Source organism: Paraburkholderia sp. 2C, from assembly GCF_054589215.1.
In genome coordinates, this window is sequence record NZ_BAAILL010000005.1 from 83893 (window position 1) to 102270 (window position 18378).

General features: G+C 63.5%; 17 protein-coding genes. 12 read left to right on the forward strand and 5 right to left on the reverse strand.

Annotated features, from left to right (window positions below):
- The coding region (locus ACYPXD_RS00560) for an enoyl-CoA hydratase/isomerase family protein (protein ID WP_459706247.1) at nt 1-468 on the reverse strand (468 nt) is incomplete at its 3' end.
- Nucleotides 469-720: 252 nt separating this feature from the next.
- On the opposite strand from ACYPXD_RS00560, the gene ACYPXD_RS00565 reads away from it, so the two are divergent.
- Nucleotides 721-1827 (forward strand): S-(hydroxymethyl)glutathione dehydrogenase/class III alcohol dehydrogenase, encoded by a 1107-nt coding sequence (locus ACYPXD_RS00565; RefSeq protein WP_459706249.1) that lies wholly within the window; start codon nt 721-723, stop codon nt 1825-1827.
- Nucleotides 1828-1848: 21 nt separating this feature from the next.
- Entirely contained in the window at nt 1849-2694 is an 846-nt protein-coding gene (gene fghA / locus ACYPXD_RS00570; protein ID WP_459706252.1) for an S-formylglutathione hydrolase, read from the forward strand.
- Between the two features lie 22 nt (nt 2695-2716).
- Here fghA and ACYPXD_RS00575 read toward each other — a convergent pair whose 3' ends face one another.
- The 4 genes from ACYPXD_RS00575 to ACYPXD_RS00590 are packed head-to-tail and all read right to left on the reverse strand — an operon-like array spanning nt 2717 to nt 5981.
- Nucleotides 2717-3499, reverse strand: coding sequence for a metal ABC transporter permease (locus tag ACYPXD_RS00575; RefSeq protein ID WP_459706255.1), 783 nt, complete (start codon nt 3497-3499; stop codon nt 2717-2719).
- Nucleotides 3492-4478 (reverse strand): ABC transporter ATP-binding protein, encoded by a 987-nt coding sequence (locus ACYPXD_RS00580; RefSeq protein ID WP_459706257.1) that lies wholly within the window; start codon nt 4476-4478, stop codon nt 3492-3494. The genes ACYPXD_RS00575 and ACYPXD_RS00580 overlap by 8 nt, the downstream gene beginning before the upstream one ends.
- The gene (locus tag ACYPXD_RS00585) at nt 4475-5443 is read right to left on the reverse strand and encodes a metal ABC transporter solute-binding protein, Zn/Mn family (RefSeq protein WP_459706259.1); all 969 of its coding nucleotides are present in this window, start codon (nt 5441-5443) and stop codon (nt 4475-4477) included. The genes ACYPXD_RS00580 and ACYPXD_RS00585 overlap by 4 nt, the downstream gene beginning before the upstream one ends.
- A 58-nt stretch (nt 5444-5501) precedes the next feature.
- Nucleotides 5502-5981 carry a Fur family transcriptional regulator gene (locus tag ACYPXD_RS00590; RefSeq protein WP_459706261.1) on the reverse strand — a complete coding sequence of 160 codons (480 nt, stop codon included), beginning with the start codon at nt 5979-5981 and terminating at the stop codon, nt 5502-5504.
- Between the two features lie 270 nt (nt 5982-6251).
- On the opposite strand from ACYPXD_RS00590, the gene ACYPXD_RS00595 reads away from it, so the two are divergent.
- The 10 genes from ACYPXD_RS00595 to frc all read left to right on the forward strand — a co-directional run bounded on the left by ACYPXD_RS00595 (nt 6252) and on the right by frc (nt 18310).
- Nucleotides 6252-7034, forward strand: coding sequence for an L-iditol 2-dehydrogenase (locus ACYPXD_RS00595; protein ID WP_459706265.1), 783 nt, complete (start codon nt 6252-6254; stop codon nt 7032-7034).
- Between the two features lie 102 nt (nt 7035-7136).
- Complete coding sequence (locus ACYPXD_RS00600) at nt 7137-8459, forward strand: ABC transporter substrate-binding protein (RefSeq protein ID WP_459706267.1); 1323 nt, start codon at nt 7137-7139, stop codon at nt 8457-8459.
- A 199-nt stretch (nt 8460-8658) separates the two neighbouring features.
- The gene (locus ACYPXD_RS00605; RefSeq protein ID WP_459706269.1) at nt 8659-9594 is read left to right on the forward strand and encodes a carbohydrate ABC transporter permease; all 936 of its coding nucleotides are present in this window, start codon (nt 8659-8661) and stop codon (nt 9592-9594) included.
- On the forward strand, nt 9591-10472 hold the full coding sequence (locus tag ACYPXD_RS00610; protein ID WP_459706271.1) for a carbohydrate ABC transporter permease: 882 nt from the start codon (nt 9591-9593) through the stop codon (nt 10470-10472). Before ACYPXD_RS00605 ends, ACYPXD_RS00610 begins: the two co-directional genes overlap by 4 nt.
- Before the next feature lie 35 nt (nt 10473-10507).
- Nucleotides 10508-11200 (forward strand): HAD family hydrolase, encoded by a 693-nt coding sequence (locus ACYPXD_RS00615; protein WP_459706274.1) that lies wholly within the window; start codon nt 10508-10510, stop codon nt 11198-11200.
- A 22-nt stretch (nt 11201-11222) separates the two neighbouring features.
- Complete coding sequence (locus ACYPXD_RS00620) at nt 11223-12332, forward strand: ABC transporter ATP-binding protein (RefSeq protein ID WP_459706276.1); 1110 nt, start codon at nt 11223-11225, stop codon at nt 12330-12332.
- A 542-nt stretch (nt 12333-12874) separates the two neighbouring features.
- Nucleotides 12875-14146: an oxalate/formate MFS antiporter gene (gene oxlT, locus ACYPXD_RS00625; protein WP_459706420.1), complete on the forward strand. Its 1272-nt coding sequence runs from the start codon at nt 12875-12877 to the stop codon at nt 14144-14146.
- The gene (locus tag ACYPXD_RS00630; protein WP_459706279.1) at nt 14146-14895 is read left to right on the forward strand and encodes a GntR family transcriptional regulator; all 750 of its coding nucleotides are present in this window, start codon (nt 14146-14148) and stop codon (nt 14893-14895) included. Before oxlT ends, ACYPXD_RS00630 begins: the two co-directional genes overlap by 1 nt.
- Nucleotides 14896-15286: 391 nt before the next feature.
- Nucleotides 15287-17032, forward strand: coding sequence for an oxalyl-CoA decarboxylase (gene oxc / locus ACYPXD_RS00635; protein ID WP_459706281.1), 1746 nt, complete (start codon nt 15287-15289; stop codon nt 17030-17032).
- A 24-nt stretch (nt 17033-17056) separates the two neighbouring features.
- On the forward strand, nt 17057-18310 hold the full coding sequence (gene frc, locus ACYPXD_RS00640; protein ID WP_459706283.1) for a formyl-CoA transferase: 1254 nt from the start codon (nt 17057-17059) through the stop codon (nt 18308-18310).
- Nucleotides 18311-18378 lie beyond the last annotated feature (68 nt).

Sequence of the window (18378 nt, forward strand, 5' to 3'; positions counted from 1 at the left end):
CGCGATGCCGTAGACGATCGACAGCTTCGCGGCCGGAATCGCGAACGTCGCGCCCGGCGTGGCGAAGCGGAAGTCGCACGACATCGCGACATTGCAGCCGCCGCCCATGCAGTAGCCGTTGATCGCGGCAATCGTCGGCTTCGGCGAGGCGGCAATGCGGTTGCAGCAGCCTTCATAAGCATCTTCGTAAGCACGCGCCTGCTCCGCGTTGGCGCGCACCTCGCCGAACTCGGAGATGTCGGCGCCCGCGCAGAAGCTGTTTGCGCTGCCGGTCAGCACGATTGCGCGTATCGCGCGCTCCGCGCTCAATGCGTCGAACGTGTCGCCGAGGCGCCGCCACAGGGCGAAGGTCAATGCGTTGCGACGCTCGGCGCGATTCAATGTGACGCGGGCGACGCCGTCGTCGACGGTCAACTGGATCGGATCGCCGGACGCCTGCGTGCTGTTTGGCTGCGAATGGCTTGCCATGTGTGAGCCTTTCGAAAGTCAGTCGATCGGGGCAGGTCAGTCCGATATACGAAAACGCGGACTGTGGATCGGTCAATAAGATATACCTATTGCGCGATGCGCCGCGCCGCTGCCGTCATTATCGATCGCGACCTTTACAGATCGGCCACACACCGCCAACATGCACGGTGCGCATGCAAGACCCCATTCGCTATTCGTTATCCGCTATTTACTATCTGCTATCCGCTTCGCAAGACCCGAGGAGAACCGCTGATGAAGACCAAAGCCGCCATCGCATGGAAAGCCGGTGCACCGCTCACCGTCGAGGAAGTCGATCTCGAAGGTCCGCGCGCCGGCGAAGTGCTGATCGAGGTGAAGGCGACCGGCATTTGCCATACCGACTACTACACGCTGTCCGGCGCGGACCCCGAAGGTCTGTTCCCGGCGATCCTGGGCCACGAAGGCGCGGGCGTGATCGTCGATGTCGGGCCCGGCGTCGGCACGCTGAAGAAGGGCGACCACGTCATTCCGCTTTACACGCCCGAATGCCGCCAATGCAAATTCTGCCTGTCGCGCAAGACGAACCTGTGCCAGGCAATCCGCGCGACGCAGGGCAAAGGCCTGATGCCCGACGCGACGACGCGCTTCTCGCTCGACGGCAAGCCGCTCTATCACTACATGGGCACGTCGACGTTCTCGAATTACATCGTCGTGCCGGAAATCGCGGTTGCGAAGATCCGCGAGGACGCGCCGTTCGACAAGGTCTGTTATATCGGCTGCGGGGTGACCACGGGTGTCGGTGCGGTCGTCTATTCGGCGAAGGTCGAAGCGGGCGCGAACGTCGCCGTGTTCGGCCTGGGCGGCATCGGGCTCAATGTGATCCAGGCCGCGAAGATGGTCGGCGCCAACAAGATTATCGGCGTCGACATCAATCCGGGCCGCGTCGAACTGGCGAAGAAATTCGGCATGACCGACTTTATCAACCCGAAGGAGGTCGGCAATGTGGTCGACCGGATCGTGCAGATCACCGACGGCGGCGCCGATTACTCGTTCGAGTGCATCGGCAATACGAAGGTGATGCGCGATGCGCTCGAGTGCACGCACAAGGGCTGGGGCCAGTCGTTCATCATCGGCGTCGCGGCGGCGGGCGAGGAAATCAGCACGCGGCCGTTCCAGCTCGTGACGGGCCGCCAGTGGAAGGGCTCCGCGTTCGGCGGCGCGCGCGGCCGCACGGACGTGCCGAAGATCGTCGACTGGTATATGGAAGGCAAGATCAATATCGACGATCTGATTACGCACCATCTGCCGCTCGAGCGCATCAACGAGGGCTTCGATCTGATGAAGAAGGGCGAATCGATCCGCTCTGTCGTGATGTACTAAGACCCGCTTGAGGAGACCGCGATGCTAGAGACGCGCTCGTCGCATGCCTGCCACGGCGGCATGCAGCAGTTCTATCAGCACGATTCGCGCACGATCGGCCTGCCGATGCGGTTTGCCGCGTATCTACCGCCGCAGGCTGCGCACGGCAAGGTGCCGGCGCTGTTCTATCTCGCCGGCCTCACGTGCACCGAAGAAACCTTTCCGATCAAGGCGGGCGCGCAGCGCTTCGCCGCGAAGCACGGCATCGCGCTGATCGCGCCGGACACGAGCCCGCGCGGCGCCAATGTGCCCGGCGAAAGCGACGCATGGGATTTCGGCGTCGGCGCGGGTTTTTACGTCGATGCGACGCGCGAACCGTGGGCGGCGCGCTACCGGATGTACTCGTACGTGCGCGACGATTTGCGCGAGACCGTCTGCGCGAATCTGCCGATCGATGCGGCGCGGCTCGGCATATTCGGCCACTCGATGGGCGGGCACGGCGCGCTCGTGCTCGCGCTGCGCAATCCGGTGCTGTACAAGTCGGTGTCGGCGTTTGCGCCGATCGCGGCGCCGATGCGTTGTCCGTGGGGCGAGAAGGCATTGGGCGGCTATCTCGGCGAGAACCGCGAGGCGTGGCGCGACTACGACGCGAGTGAACTGGTCGGGCGCGCGTCAGGGAAGTTCGCGGCGGGCATCCTCGTCGATCAGGGGCTTGCCGATCAATTTCTCGACGAGCAGCTCAATCCGGACGTATTCGAGGCGGCGTGCGCTGCCGCCGGTCAGCCGCTGACGCTGCGGCGTCATGCGGGCTACGACCACGGGTATTACTTTATTTCGACGTTCATCGAAGATCATCTCGCGCATCACGCGAAGGTGTTGCTTGCGTGATGGTACGCGGCGCGCCCACCCGCTAGCGCCGCGCAAGCAGACTCGCACCGTACACAGCAGCCGCGAGCAGCGTAATCCAGAAGCTCGTCGGCCAGTCGGTATAGAACGCGAGCGTGACGCCAAGCCACGCCTGCGCGAGCGCGAGCGCCGCGGCAAGCACGAGGCCCATCGACAGCCGCGTCGTCATGTTCTGCGCGGCGGCGGCCGGCCCGACCATCAGCGTGAACACGAGCAGCACGCCGACGATCTGCGTGCAGGCGGCCACCGCGAGCGCGGCGATCGCGAGAAACAGCACCGACACGAGCCGCAGCGATACGCCTTTCGCTTCCGCGAGTTCCGGCTGCAACGAGGCGAACAGCAGCGGCCGCATGATCGCTGCAAGCGCGACGAGGCTCAGCACGCCGATCGCCGCGAGCACCGCGAGCGTGGACGTATTGACGCCGAGCACATTGCCGAACAGCAGCGCGGTGACCTGCGTCGCGTACGCGGTGAAGAAATGCAGAAACAGCAGCCCGAAGCCGAGCGCAAGCGAAAGGATCACGCCGATCGCCACGTCGCGTCCCGCGAGACGCTCGCCGAGCGCGCCCATGCCGACGCCGGCCGCGAGCGTGAAGCCGATCATCCCCCAGATCGGCGAGATGCCGATCAGCACGGCGCCGGTCGCGCCGGTAAAGCCGACGTGCGATAGCGCATGGCCGGCAAACGTCTGCCCGCGCATCACGAGAAAGTAACCGACGATTCCCGACAGCACCGCGACGATCCCCGACGCCGCGAATGCGTTGACCATGAAGTCATATTCAAACATCGTGTGTGTGCCCGTCGCGTGACGTGTGGTTATCGTGGTGCGCGTGGCCGCGCCCATGCGCATGTGCTCCGCCGCCGCTGTGGTCGTGTCCGCCGTGACCGTGACTATGCCCGCCATCGTCTTCATGTTCGTGGTCGTGCTTTTCGACTTCGACGTCGCCGGACATCACGAAAATGCGGCCGTTCATGCGGATCACGTCGATCGTCGATCCATAAAGACGCGACAGCACTGGCCTGGTGATCACTTCGTCGACCGTGCCGAGCGCCGCGACGCCATTGCCGAGATACAGCACGCGATCGAGCGCGTGCAGCAGCGGGTTCAGCTCGTGCGCCGAGAACAGCACCGCGATGCCGAGTTCCTGCTGCACGCGCCGCACGAGTTCGACGACGCTTCTCTGATGATGCGGATCGAGGCTGATCAGCGGTTCGTCGAGCAGCAGCAGGCGCGGATTGCCGAGCAGGCACTGCGCGAGCAGCAGACGCTGCCGCTCGCCGCCCGACAGTTCGGACAGCGGCCGGTCGGCCAGCGCGCTGGCGCCGACGAGGTCGAGCACGCGCGCGACCTCGGCGCGCGTCTTCGCGTCGGCGTGCGGCAGGCCCCAGCGATGGCCGTCGGCCGCCATCGCGACGAAATCGCGCCCACGCACGCGCCGGCCGGCGAGCGCGCTGCGCGTCTGCGGCATATACCCAATCGACGGATTGCCGCAGACCACCGGCTCGCCGAGCACGCGCACGACGCCGCTCGCGGCCGGCACCAGGCCCAGCACCGCGCGCATCAAGGTGGTCTTGCCGGCGCCGTTGGGCCCCAGCACACCGACAAATTCGCCTTGCCGGATCGTGAGGCTCGTGTCGCTCAGGATCGTGCGTCCGCCGAGCTCGAGCGTGACGCGCTCGAGCTCCAGCACAGGCGCCGCATCCGTTGCTGCTTTCGTTGTCGTATCTGCAGACGGTGCGGAGGGCGGACGATCACGTTCGGTCATTGATGGGTTCCTTTGCTGCCGGCATGGTCGCCTGCCGCGAGCGCCGCGCCAAGCGCGTCGAGCTGCGCGAGCATCCATTGCTGATAATTCTTGCCCGCGGGCTCCGTCTCCGTCACGCTCATCGACGGCACCTGCGATTGCTGCGCGAGCTTCAACATCCGTTTGGTCAGCGCTTCGGTGGCCTGGCTGTTATAGATCAGCACGCGCACGCGCTTCTCGCGCAAGTCGCGCTCGAACGCGGCGATGTCGGACGCACTCGCTTCGGTGTCGTTCATCGTCGCCAGCTGGAAACGCAGATTGCGCATATCGAGGCCGATCGCGTCTGACATATAGCCGAATACCGGTTCGGTCGCCGTGACCGGCACGCCCGCATAGCGCGCATGCAACGCGGCGACCTTCGCGTCGATCGGCTTCAATGAATCGAGAAACTTCGCGAGATTCGCATCGTACGCGCTCTTGTGCGCCGGGTCAGCGGCCGCGAGCGCGGCGCTCACGGCGCGCGCGACGGCCGGCATCGTCGACGGGTCGTACCAGAGGTGCGGATTATCGCCGCTTTTCTTGCCGACGAGGTCGGCCGCGACGATCACGGTGCGCTTTGCATTCTTCGATGCGGCGAGCAGCTTCGCCATCCACGGATCGTAGTCGGCGCCGTTATAGACGACAAGGCTCGCATGCTGCAACGCGCGCGCCGTCTTCGGGCTCGCTTCGAACAGGTGCGGGTCCTGGTCGGGATTGCTGAGGATACTCGTGACGTCGACCTGATTGCCGCCCAATTGCCTTACGACATCGCCGTAGAAGTTTTCGGCCGCAACGACCGGGATCTTGCCGCCGTTTGCGGCGGCGGACGTAGTCTGCGCATACGCCGCCGCCTGGCCGATGGCGAGCGCGAGTGTCGCCGCGAACAGATACTTCGTCAGGTTCAACGCGGTGCGTACCGCATTCCATTTCGGGTTCTTCTTGGTCATCGTGCTGCCCTGTTTGTGCGTGATCGGTTGGATGGAAGGTTGAATGGAGACAAAAGCGTTACCGCGGGCCGCGCTGATCGCGCTGATCGCGTTGACACGAGGCGCACAGCCCGCTCAGCTCGACGACCTGCCGGCGGACTTCGAAGCCATGCGCAGGCGCGCTGCCGGCCAGCTGTTGCGCCAGCTCAGCGCCGGGAATCTCGACCGTTTCGCCGCATGCTTCGCAGATCAGAAACTGGCCTTGATGCGGATGCTCGAGATCGCAGCACGCAAAAAACGCGTTCTTCGACTCGATCCGATGCACGAAGCCGTGCTCGACCAGAAAGTCGAGCACGCGGTAGACGGTGGTCGGCGGCACGCGGCCGCGCTGCGGTTCGAGCGCGGCGAGCAGATCGTAGGCGCCGATCGGCCGCTCGCTTGCGGCGATCAACGTGTAGACCTGGCGGCGCAGCGTGGTGAGCGCGAGGCCGCGTGCGTCGGCAACGGCTTGTGCGCGCGCAAGCCGGTGAGCGAGGCGGTGATCGGATGAAGCGGACATGGTGCTGCTCCGTGACAAGGCCGGAATGATATAACGTATCCAAACATCTTGCCATTGATTGAATGCCGGTGCCGTCTAAATTGATAGGGCAGGCAGAGGCTGGCGCGGACTGCGAACTACCGCGCTGCACCATCGAAATCTTGCGGCGTGCCTTGACATGGTCGGACACGTATCCGATCATTCGATCACAAAGAGAGCAATTGATCGCACAGCGAGCGTTCGCTCACTGGCGCAAAGACTCGCACCAGACGAACGATTGGGAGACACGGCGTGGCAGCGCGATTGCAAGACAAGGTGGCCATTCTCACTGGCGCGGCAAGCGGCATTGGCGAAGCGGTCGCACGCCGGTATCTCGACGAAGGCGCGCGCTGCGTGCTCGTCGATGTCAAGCCGGCCGCCGGATTCGCTCATGAATTGCGCGAAACGCACCCCGACCGCGTGCTTGCCATCAGCGCGGACGTCACGCGGCGCGACGACATCGCGCGCATCGTCGCTCAGACGGTCGAACGCTTCGGCCGCATCGATATTCTTTTCAATAACGCGGCGCTCTTCGATATGCGGCCGCTGCTCGACGAATCGTGGGACATCTACGACAAGCTGTTCGCGGTCAACGTCAAAGGCATGTTCTTCCTGATGCAGGCGGCCGCGCAGCGCATGGTCGATCAGGGCGGCGGCGGAAAGATCATCAATATGTCGTCGCAGGCCGGGCGCCGCGGCGAGGCGCTCGTCTCGCACTACTGCGCGACCAAGGCCGCGGTACTTAGCTATACGCAATCGGCGGCGCTCGCCCTCGCGCCGCACGGGATCAACGTGAACGGTATCGCACCGGGCGTCGTCGATACGCCGATGTGGGAGCAGGTCGATGCGCTTTTCGCACGTTATGAGAACCGGCCGCCCGGCGAGAAGAAGCGTCTCGTCGGCGAAGCGGTGCCGCTCGGCAGGATGGGGCTGCCGGCGGATCTGACCGGTGCGGCGCTGTTCCTCGCATCGGCGGATGCGGACTACATCACCGCGCAAACCCTGAATGTCGACGGCGGCAACTGGATGAGCTGACCTTTTTACCACCGCCAGCGACTCGGCTGCCGGCCGGAACTGCGAGGATCCGTGAGTCGCCCATCGCAAGCCAACACGAACGTACGATAAAGGAGACAAACGATGAAACCTGCCCTGAAACCTGCGCTGACGGCGATCGGCGCCGCGGCGGCCGCATGTGTGGCGCTCAATGCGTCGGCGGCGACCGTGACGATCGCGACGCTCAACAATCCGGACATGATCGAGCTGAAGAAGCTCTCGCCCGCATTCGAAAAGGCGAATCCGGACATCAAGCTGAACTGGGTGATTCTCGAGGAAAACGTGCTGCGTCAGCGCGCGACCACCGATATCACGACCGGCAGCGGCCAGTTCGACGTGATGACAATCGGCGCCTATGAAACGCCGCAATGGGGCAAGCGCGGCTGGCTCTCGCCGCTGTCGGATCTGCCGGCGAGCTACGACCTCAACGACGTTGTGAAGACGGCGCGCGACGGGCTGTCGTACAACAACACGCTGTACGCGCTGCCGTTCTACGTCGAAAGCTCGATGACGTTCTACCGCAAGGACCTGTTCGCGGCGAAGGGCCTCAAGATGCCCGATAACCCGACCTACGACCAGATCGCGCAATTCGCCGACAAGCTTACCGACAAGTCGGCCGGCACCTACGGCATCTGCTTGCGCGGCAAGGCGGGCTGGGGCGAGAACATGGCCTACGTGACGACACTCGTCAACACGTTCGGCGGCCGCTGGTTCGACGAGAAGTGGCATGCGCAGTTGACCACGCCGGAATGGAAAAAGGCTGTGTCGTTCTACGTCGATCTGCTGAAGAAAGACGGCCCGCCGGGAGCGAGCTCGAACGGCTTCAACGAGAACCTGACGCTGATGTCGTCGGGCAAATGCGCGATGTGGATCGACGCGACCGTTGCGGCCGGCATGCTGTACAACAAACAGCAATCGCAGATTGCGGACAAGGTTGGTTTCGCCGCGGCACCGACGCAGGTCACGCCGAACGGTTCGCACTGGCTGTGGGCGTGGGCGCTCGCGATTCCGAAGACGTCGAAGCAGCAGGACGCCGCGAAGAAGTTTATCGAGTGGGCAACGTCGAAGGAATACATCGAGATGGTCGCCAAGGACGAAGGCTGGGCGTCGGTGCCGCCGGGCACGCGTCAGTCGACGTATCAGCGCCCCGAGTACAAGCAGGCCGCGCCGTTCGCGGAATTCGTGCTGAAGGCGATCGAAACGGCCGACCCGAATCATCCGACCTTGAAACCCGTGCCGTATACCGGTGTGCAGTTCGTCGGTATTCCTGAGTTCCAGTCGTTCGGCACGGTGGTCGGCCAGAGCATCTCCGGCGCAGTCGCCGGGCAGATGAGCGTCGACCAGGCGTTGCAGGCGGGCAATGCCACCGCGGATCGCGCGGTGCGTCAGGCCGGTCTGCAGAAGTAACGCGACGGCGAATCGAGCGTGACATGCGCGCGAAACAGGCGCATATCAACGTAGCAAGCGTTGTAGAAGCAACGTTCGTTTGAAGCAAACCCCGGCCGGGCGGCAACGCCTGGCCGGACCCCCGGCAGCACGGCGCACCGCGATGCGTGGCTTTCACGAAAACGCAGCGGCTCGCGCACTTCCGAACAGGTGGCCCATCATGCCTCATCTGCGCCTTCCTCTGTCGCACGCCGAACCCCAGACCGAACAGGAACGCGAGTCGCGCAAAGCGGCGTCCGCGCGCTGGCTCGTATCGCCTTCGGTGGCAGTGTTGTTGCTGTGGATGGCGATACCGCTCGCAATGACGATCTGGTTTTCGTTTACGCGCTACAACCTGCTGAACCCCGACGAAAAAGGGTTTGCCGGCTTGGACAACTACCACTATCTCGCCACCGACCCGTCGTTCTGGCCGTCGATCCTGCATACGCTGCAACTGATTATCGCGGTGCTCGTGATCACGGTGGTGGGCGGCGTGCTGATGGCCGTGCTGTTCGACCGCAAGTTTTACGGGCAGGGCATTGCGCGCCTGCTTGCGATCGCGCCGTTCTTCGTGATGCCGACAGTGAGCGCGCTGATCTGGAAGAACATGATCCTGCACCCAGTGTACGGCCTCGTTGCCGATGGCATGCGCGCGGTCGGCCTGACGCCGATCGACTGGTTCGCGACCTATCCGTTGACGTCGGTGATCATCATCGTCGCGTGGCAGTGGCTGCCGTTCGCGTTTCTGATTCTGTTCACGGCGATCCAGTCGCTCGACCAGGAGCAGAAGGAAGCGGCAAAGATCGACGGCGCCGGCCCATTCGCGATGTTCTTTTTCATCACCTTGCCGCACTTGCGACGAGCGATCGCCGTGGTCGTGATGATGGAGACGATTTTCCTGCTGTCGATCTTCGCTGAAATCTATACGACGACCGGCGGCGGCCCCGGCAACGCCACGACCAACCTGTCGTACCTGATCTACGCACTGGGCCTGCAGCAGTTCGACGTTGGCCTCGCCTCCGCGGGCGGGATTCTCGCGGTGGTCGTCGCGAATATCGTGTCGTTCTTCCTCGTGAAGATGCTCGCGAAGAACCTGAAAGGGGAGTACGAAAAATGAGTCAAGTCGCTGCTACACCGGCTGCAACACCCGTTGCGAGCGCAACGACCGCGCCGGCGGCATCGCCGCTGGCCACCGTGCGACGCAGTATTCCCGGCATTCTCGCGTGGCTGATTTCGATCGCGCTGTTCTTCCCGATCTTCTGGATGACGATCACCGCGTTCAAGACCGAGCAGCAGGCGTATTCGTCGTCGGTGTTTTTCACGCCGACGCTGGACAGCTTCCGCGAGGTCTTCGCGCGCAGCAATTACTTCGGTTTTGCATGGAACTCGGTGCTGATCTCGGTCGGCGTGACGATCGTGTGTCTGGTGCTCGCGGTGCCCGCCGCCTATGCGATGGCGTTTTTCCCGAGCAAGCGCACGCAGAAAACGCTGCTGTGGATGCTGTCGACGAAGATGATGCCGTCGGTCGGCGTGCTCGTGCCGATCTATCTTCTGTGGAAGAACAGCGGCCTGCTCGATACGGTGACCGGGCTCATCATCGTTTATACGCTGATCAATCTGCCGATTGCCGTGTGGATGGCGTTCACGTACTTCAACGAGATTCCGCGCGACATTCTCGAAGCCGGCCGCATCGACGGCGCGGCGACGTGGCAGGAAATCGTTTACCTGCTGATGCCGATGGCGCTGCCGGGGCTTGCATCGACGGCGCTGCTGCTCGTGATTCTGTCGTGGAACGAAGCGTTCTGGAGCATCAACCTGTCGAGTTCGAACGCGGCGCCGCTCACCGTATTTATCGCGTCGTATTCGAGCCCGGAAGGGTTGTTCTGGGCGAAGCTGTCGGCTGCGTCGCTGCTGGCGGTCGCGCCGATCCTGATCGTCGGCTGGCTGTCGCAGAAGCAGCTTGTGCGCGGCCTTACATTCGGGGCGGTCAAGTGACGGAAACCCGGACGCAACCCCGCATCGAAACTCGCATGGAACCCGGGCTCGCGCTGATCTGCGATTGCGACGGTGTGCTGATCGACAGCGAAGCCGTCGCGGCCGCGATGCTCGTGCGCGAACTCGAGGCGCGCTGGCCCGATGCCGACGTCGCGCCGGTCGTGATGCCGCTGCTCGGCCTGCGCATCGAGCGCGTGCTCGAAGGCACGGCCGCGCAACTGGGCCGGCAGTTTGCCGACGGCGACATCGCCGCGATTCGCACCAAGGTCGAAGCGGCGGCCGTGCAGGCACCGACCGTCGACGGCATCGGCGAGGCGCTCGCGGCGATTCCGTTGACGAAAGCGTGCGCGAGCAACAGCTTTCGTCCGTATGTCGAAGCAGCGCTGGCGCGCACGGGCCTCGCGAAGTTCTTTGGCGGCCGGCTGTTCTGCGCGGATGCGGTCGAGCGGCCGAAACCGGCGCCCGATGTCTATCTGGCGGCGGCGCGCGGTCTGAACCTGACGCCCGAGGCGTGCCTCGTCGTCGAGGACAGCGTGACCGGCGTCACCGCGGCGACCGCGGCCGGCATGACGGTGCTCGGTTTCGTCGGCGGCGGCCATGCGAGCGAGGCGCAGGTTGGCGCATTGCGCGCGGCTGGCGCGCAGCAGGTATTCGACGAGATGCGGCAACTGCCGGAACTGGTCGCGCTCTGGATGCAACATCGCAGCATCTCGCAACAGCAGCATTAGCAAGCAACATTGGAGACACATCATGGCTAGCCTGGCATTGCGCAATATCAGCAAGCGCTACGATGACAACGAAGTAATGCGCAACATTAATCTCGACATCGCCGATGGCGAGTTCGTCGTGTTCGTCGGTCCGAGCGGCTGCGGGAAGTCGACGCTGATGCGGATGATCGCGGGCCTCGAGGACATCAGCAGCGGCGATCTGAGCATCGACGGCACGCGCATGAACGAGGTGCCGCCCGCGAAGCGCGGCATCGCGATGGTGTTCCAGTCGTATGCGCTGTACCCGCATATGACGCTGTACGACAACATGGCGTTCGGTCTCAAGCTCGCCGGCGCGAAAAAGCCCGAGATCGATCAGGCGGTGCGCAATGCGGCGAAGATCCTGCATATCGACCATCTGCTCGAGCGCAAGCCGAAGCAACTGTCGGGCGGGCAGCGCCAGCGCGTCGCAATCGGCCGCGCCATCACGCGCAAGCCGAAGGTGTTTCTGTTCGACGAGCCGCTGTCGAACCTCGACGCCGCGCTGCGCGTGAAGATGCGCCTCGAGTTCGCGCGGCTGCACGACGAGCTGAAGACGACGATGATCTACGTCACGCACGATCAGGTCGAAGCGATGACGCTCGCCGACAAGATCGTCGTGCTGTCGGCCGGCAATCTCGAACAGGTTGGCACGCCTAACACGCTGTATCACGCTCCCGCGAACCGCTTTGTCGCAGGCTTTATCGGCTCGCCGAAGATGAACTTCATGGACGGCGTCGTGCAGTCGGTCATGCCTGACGGCGTGCTCGTGCGCTATGAAACCGGCGAGACGCAACGCGTCGCGGTGGAACCCGGCAGCGCGAAGGAAGGCGACAAGGTGACGGTCGGTATCCGGCCCGAGCATATGCATGTCGATTCGACCGAGTTCGGTATCGCCGCGAACGTGATGACGGTCGAGTCGCTCGGCGATGCCGCGTATCTGTATGCGGAGAGCAGCGTTGCGCCGGAAGGGCTGATCGCCCGGATTCCGCCGCTCGAACGGCATGCGAAGGGCAAGACGGTCAAGCTCGGCGCGGAGCCGGACCATTGCCACCTGTTCGATAGCAACGGCCAGGCGTTCCGTCGCAGGATGGCGCAGGAGCTGGCAGCCTGATTGCCGGGATCGAGCGCGCCGCCGCGGCGCGCTATATATATAGTCAAACGAACGAACTGGACAGCGCGCCAGTCGGCAGGTCCAGTCGGACCGCGAACTATTCGTATGTCAAAGCGGTGCCTGTCCGGCTGGACGTCCCTTCACATCCCGTCACATCCCTTCACGCGCCTTCAGGACAAGGCCGGATGCGCGTCATCCGGCCATCCACTTTGCTCGCACATTCGCGGTGAGCTTCATTACCAATGCCTTTCTGACTTATAACGTTAGATGACGGCCATTCACGCCGCCTTATTCAAACGATAAAAAAGTTTGATTTTTGCTGCAGTACAAAACGCTCCACCATCGACGGGCGTCAACTGCATCCCGTTCGGTACTGCCTGCATCGCATGTTGTCTCCGGAACCCGAGCATCGACGTCATACCAGAAGCCATTAACGGAGACGACTCTTGCGACAGCCAGTCAACGCACAAGGCGGCGATGCGAAACGCCATTCAAGCCGCCAGCCCAGCCGATGGGTGCAACTCGCGATCGGCGTCGTCTGTATGGGCCTCGTCGCGAACCTCCAATATGCCTGGACGCTCTTCGTCGAGCCGATGAATGCCGCGCATCATTGGGGCCTCGCATCGATTCAAACGGCTTTCTCCATTTTTATCGTCACCGAAACGTGGCTTGTGCCGATTGAAGGCTATCTCGTCGATCGCTTCGGTCCGCGCCCGGTCGTGATCGGCGGCGGCATCTGCGCGGGTCTCGGCTGGATACTCGATGCATACGCGCCGAATCTCGGCGTGCTCTATCTCGCCGCGGTGATTTCCGGCGTCGGCGCGGGCTGCGTGTACGGCACCTGCGTCGGCAATGCGCTCAAGTGGTTTCCGGACCGGCGCGGTCTTGCCGCCGGCCTGACCGCCGCGGGCTTCGGCGCGGGTGCCGCGCTGACCGTGATTCCGATCGCGTCGATGATCGAGCACTCCGGCTATCAGCACGCGCTGATCTTCTTCGGCTGCCTGCAGGGCGGCGTGATCCTGCTGCTCGCGACCCTGCTCGTGCGCCCGAAGCCGCCCGAGTTCGCACGCAATGTCAAGCGCATCGTGGCCACGAAGATGGACTATACGACCGGCGAAATGGTCCGCGCGCCGGTGTTCTGGGTGCTGTATGCGATGTTCGTCTGCGTTGCGACGGGCGGCATCATCGCGACCGCGCAGATCGGTCCGATCGCGAAGGAATATGGTTTCGCCGAGACGCCGATCGCGTTCTTCGCCGCAACCTTGCCGCTGCTCACGCTGACGCTGTCGATCAACAACGTCTGCAACGGCTTCACGCGACCGATTTGCGGAGCGATCTCCGATCGCATCGGCCGCGAGAACACGATGTTCATCACGTTCCTCGGTGAAGGGCTCGCGCTGCTCGGCCTCATGCACTTCGGTCACAACCCGTATCTGTTCATGGCGTTCTCCGGGCTGATCTTCGTGTTCTACGGCGACATCTTCTCGAACTTCCCGGCGACCTGCGCGGACACGTTCGGCGCGAAATACGCGGCCGGCAACGCGGGCACGCTGTACACCGCGAAGGGCACGGCCGCGATGCTGGTGCCGATCGCGTCGGTACTGGCCGAGCATGGCGGCTGGAACACGGTGTTTATCTTCTGCGCGTGCATCGCGATTGCGGGCAGCGTGTCGGCGAAATTCGTGCTCGCGCCGATGCGGCAGCGGTGGATCGAAAACTCGGCGAAGCAAAGCGAACAGCTCGCTTACGCGACCGCGAATGCAGCCAACGCTCGCAATGCCTACCGGCCGACGCCGCTGGGGTCCAACGAGTAATGGACGACGCGACATTGACGTTACCGGCGTCGCCGGCCTCTTCGGAGGTGCGTGCGGCGCCTTTTGCGCTTTCGCTGCAGCCGCTGAATCCGGGCGCGTCGCTACGCGATCTCGCGTACGCGAAGCTGCGCCAGGCGATCGCGGAAGCCGATATTTACGGCTCGCGCGAACCGATCCGGCTCGACGAGCGCACGATCACCGAAGCGCTCGGCGTGAGCCGCACGCCGATCCGCGAGGCGATGACGCTGCTCGAGCAGGAAGGCTTTCTGCGCGCGGTGCCGCGACGCGGCGTGTTTATCCGGCGCAAGACGCGGCGCGAGATCGTCGAGATGATCCAGATGTGGGCGGCGCTCGAAAGCATGGCCGCGCGCCTCGCGACGCTGAAGGCCAGCGACGACGAGATCGCGGACTTAAGGCGTCTCTTCGACCGCTTCGACGGCGAACGGCTGGCGCCGGCGCGGCATATCGACGAGTACTCGGAGGCGAACATCACGTTTCACGAGGCGCTTGTGAAGCTGTCGAAGTCGCATTCGATCGCGCACACGATCCGCAACGTGTTCGCGCATGTGCGGGCGATCCGCAAGCTGACGATCTCGCAGAGCGACCGCGCGTCGCGCTCGATCACCGATCACATGCAGATCATCGAAGCGCTCGAGGCGCGCGACACGGAAGGCGCGGAGCGGCTCGCGCGGCAGCATTCGCTCGAACTTGCGACCTACGTGAACGCGCATTGCGATTTTCTGGAGTGAGACGGGACGGAGGTTCGAAGGCGGATCGCCCGGCGCGCGGCCGAAGGCGCGCTGACATGGCCCTTACGGGCCTTTGTTTGTAACAATGTGATATATCACATTCCAGATATCGTTAGACGTCGTGTTGTATTGCACAAAAAGTCAGCGAAAGGAGCAGACCACTGAAATTAATGGAGTTTCTACGGGAAAGCTTTCGGCGATAGGTGAAATTTGTCGGCTTCCGTGCTGCATAAACCGACGCCCTAAGGGCAAAAAGCTATTGAATCAAACTTGGTGTGTGATATATGGTATATCACAGTGCTGTGAAGAGTCCGATCGAAGGTCTTCAGCACCGATTGCCAACACACGAGGCGCGACGGCCTAACAGTCATAACGATCCGGAGAAGAGTGAATGTCTACTGTTGAAATTGCGCGCCCTGACGCTACGACTGCGCAGGGGAGCGACCAAGCCGCCACGACCGACGGCTTTCACCTCGTTATCGATGCGCTGAAGCTGAACGATATCGATACGATTTTCGGTCTCGTCGGCATTCCGATCACCGACCTCGCGCGTCTCGCGCAGGCTGAAGGAATGCGCTTCATCGGCTTCCGTCACGAGCAGAACGCGGGCAATGCGGCCGCGATTCACGGCTACATGACGCAAAAGCCGGGCATCTGTCTGACGGTGTCGGCGCCGGGCTTCCTGAATGGCCTGACCGCGCTCGCGAACGCCACGACGAACTGCTTCCCGATGATTCTGATCAGCGGTTCGAGCGAGCGCGAGATCGTCGACCTGCAGCAGGGCGATTACGAAGAGATGGACCAGCTGAATGCGGCGAAGCCGTACGCCAAGGCCGCGTACCGCGTGCTGCACGCCGAAGACATCGGCATTGGCGTCGCGCGTGCGATTCGCGCGGCCGTGTCGGGCCGTCCGGGCGGCGTCTATCTGGACCTGCCGGCCAAGCTGCTGGCGCAAACGATCGACGCAGTCAAAGCGAAGCAGTCGCTCGTCAAGGTGGTCGACCCGGCGCCGCGCCAGTTGCCGTCGCCGGATTCGGTCAAGCGTGCGCTCGACGTGATCAAGGGCGCCAAGCGCCCGCTGATTCTGCTCGGCAAGGGCGCTGCCTACGCGCAGGCCGACAAGCAGATTCGCGAACTGGTCGAGAAGAGCGGCATTCCCTATCTGCCGATGTCGATGGCCAAGGGCCTGTTGCCCGACACGCATGCGCAATCGGCGTCCGCCGCGCGCTCGTACGTGCTGCAGGAATCGGACTGCGTCGTGCTGATCGGAGCGCGTCTGAACTGGCTGCTCGCGCACGGCAAGGGCAAGACCTGGGGCGCGGCGCCGAAGCGCTTCGTGCAGATCGATATCGCCCCGACGGAAATCGATAGCAACGTCGCGATCGAAGCGCCGCTGATCGGCGATATCGGTTCGTGCGTGTCGGAACTCGTGGCCGGCATGGGCGCGAGCTTCCCGAAGCCGCCGTCGGAGTGGGTCGCCGCCGTCACCGAGAAAAAGAACAAGAACCTCGAAAAGATGGCCGCGACGCTTGCCAAGGATCCGTCGCCGATGAGCTTCCACAGCGCATTGCGCGCGATCCGCGACGTGCTGAAGACGCGTCCCGACATCAACGTCGTCAACGAAGGCGCGAACACGCTCGACTACGCGCGCGCCGTGATCGACATGTACGAACCGCGCCGCCGTTTCGACTCGGGCACGTGGGGGATCATGGGCATCGGCATGGGCTTCGCGATCGGCGCCGCGGTGACGAGCGGCACGCAAGTCGTCGCGATCGAAGGCGATAGCGCATTCGGTTTCTCCGGCATGGAACTCGAGACGATCTGCCGTTACGACCTGCCGGTCTGCACGATCGTTTTCAACAACAACGGCGTCTACAAGGGCACCGACGTGAACCCGACCGGCGGCAAGGACGTCGCGCCGACCGTGTTCGTGAAGGGCGCGCGTTACGACAAGATGATCGAAGCGTTCGGCGGTGTCGGCTTCAACGCGACGACGCCGGAAGAACTGACGAAGGCACTGCAGGAAGCGATCAAATCGGGCAAGCCCACCTTGATCAACGCAGTCATCGACGAAGCGGCCGGTACCGAAAGCGGCCGATTGACCAACCTTAACCCGCAAAGCGGCGTGAAGAAGTAAGCCCCGGCCCACTGGAGAAGACGAATGAGCAACAAACCCCTTGAAGGCATCAAGATCATCGACTTTACGCACGTTCAGGCCGGCCCGGCGTGCACGCAATTGCTCGCGTGGTTCGGCGCCGACGTGATCAAGGTCGAGCGTCCGGGCTCGGGCGATGTCACGCGCAACCAGCTGCGCGACATTCCCGATGCCGACGCGCTGTACTTCACGATGCTCAACAGCAACAAGCGCTCGTTGACGCTCGACACGAAAACGGCCGCCGGCAAGGAAGTGCTGGAAAAGCTGATTCAGGAATCGGACGTGCTGGTCGAAAATTTCGGCCCGGGCGCGCTCGACCGGATGGGCTTCTCGTGGGAGCGCATCAACGAACTGAATCCGAAGATGATCGTCGCTTCGGTGAAAGGTTTCAGCGACGGCCACCACTACCAGGATCTGAAGGTCTATGAAAACGTCGCGCAGTGCGCAGGCGGCGCCGCCTCGACGACCGGCTTCTGGGACGGCCCGCCGACGGTCAGCGCCGCGGCGCTCGGCGACAGCAACACCGGCATGCACCTCGCGATCGGCATCCTGACCGCGATCATCGGCCGCCAGCAAACGGGCAAGGGCCAGAAGGTGGCGGTGTCGATGCAGGACAGCGTGCTGAACCTGTGCCGCGTGAAGCTGCGCGACCAGCAGCGTCTCGATCGCCTCGGCTACCTCGAAGAGTATCCGCAGTACCCGCACGGCACGTTCAGCGATGTGGTGCCGCGCGGCGGCAACGCGGGCGGCGGCGGCCAGCCGGGCTGGGTGTTGAAGTGCAAGGGCTGGGAAACCGATCCGAACGCGTACATCTACTTCACGGTTCAGGGCCACGCATGGGAGCCGATCTGCCGCGCAATCGGCAAGCCGGAGTGGATCGACGATCCGCACTACAAGACGGCCGAAGCCCGTCAGCCGCACATCTTCGACATCTTCGCGACGATCGAAGGGTGGCTTGCCGACAAGACGAAGTTCGAGGCCGTCGACATCCTGCGCAAGTTCGACATTCCGTGCGCACCGGTGCTGACGATGAAGGAGCTCGCGAACGACGAATCGCTGCGCAAGAGCGGCACGATCGTGGAAGTGGACCACAAGGTGCGCGGCACGTACCTGACGGTTGGCAGCCCGATCAAGTTCTCGGACCTGAAGCCCGAGATCAAGTCGTCGCCGCTGCTCGGCGAGCATACCGACGAAGTGCTGGCGGAACTGGGCTACAGCAACGACCAGATCGCGTCGATGCGCGAAGCGCGTGCGGTTTGATCGTTGTATAACCGGCATGCAGTCAGTGACACGCCGTACGTAACACGCAGTTGAAGCAAACGGCCGCC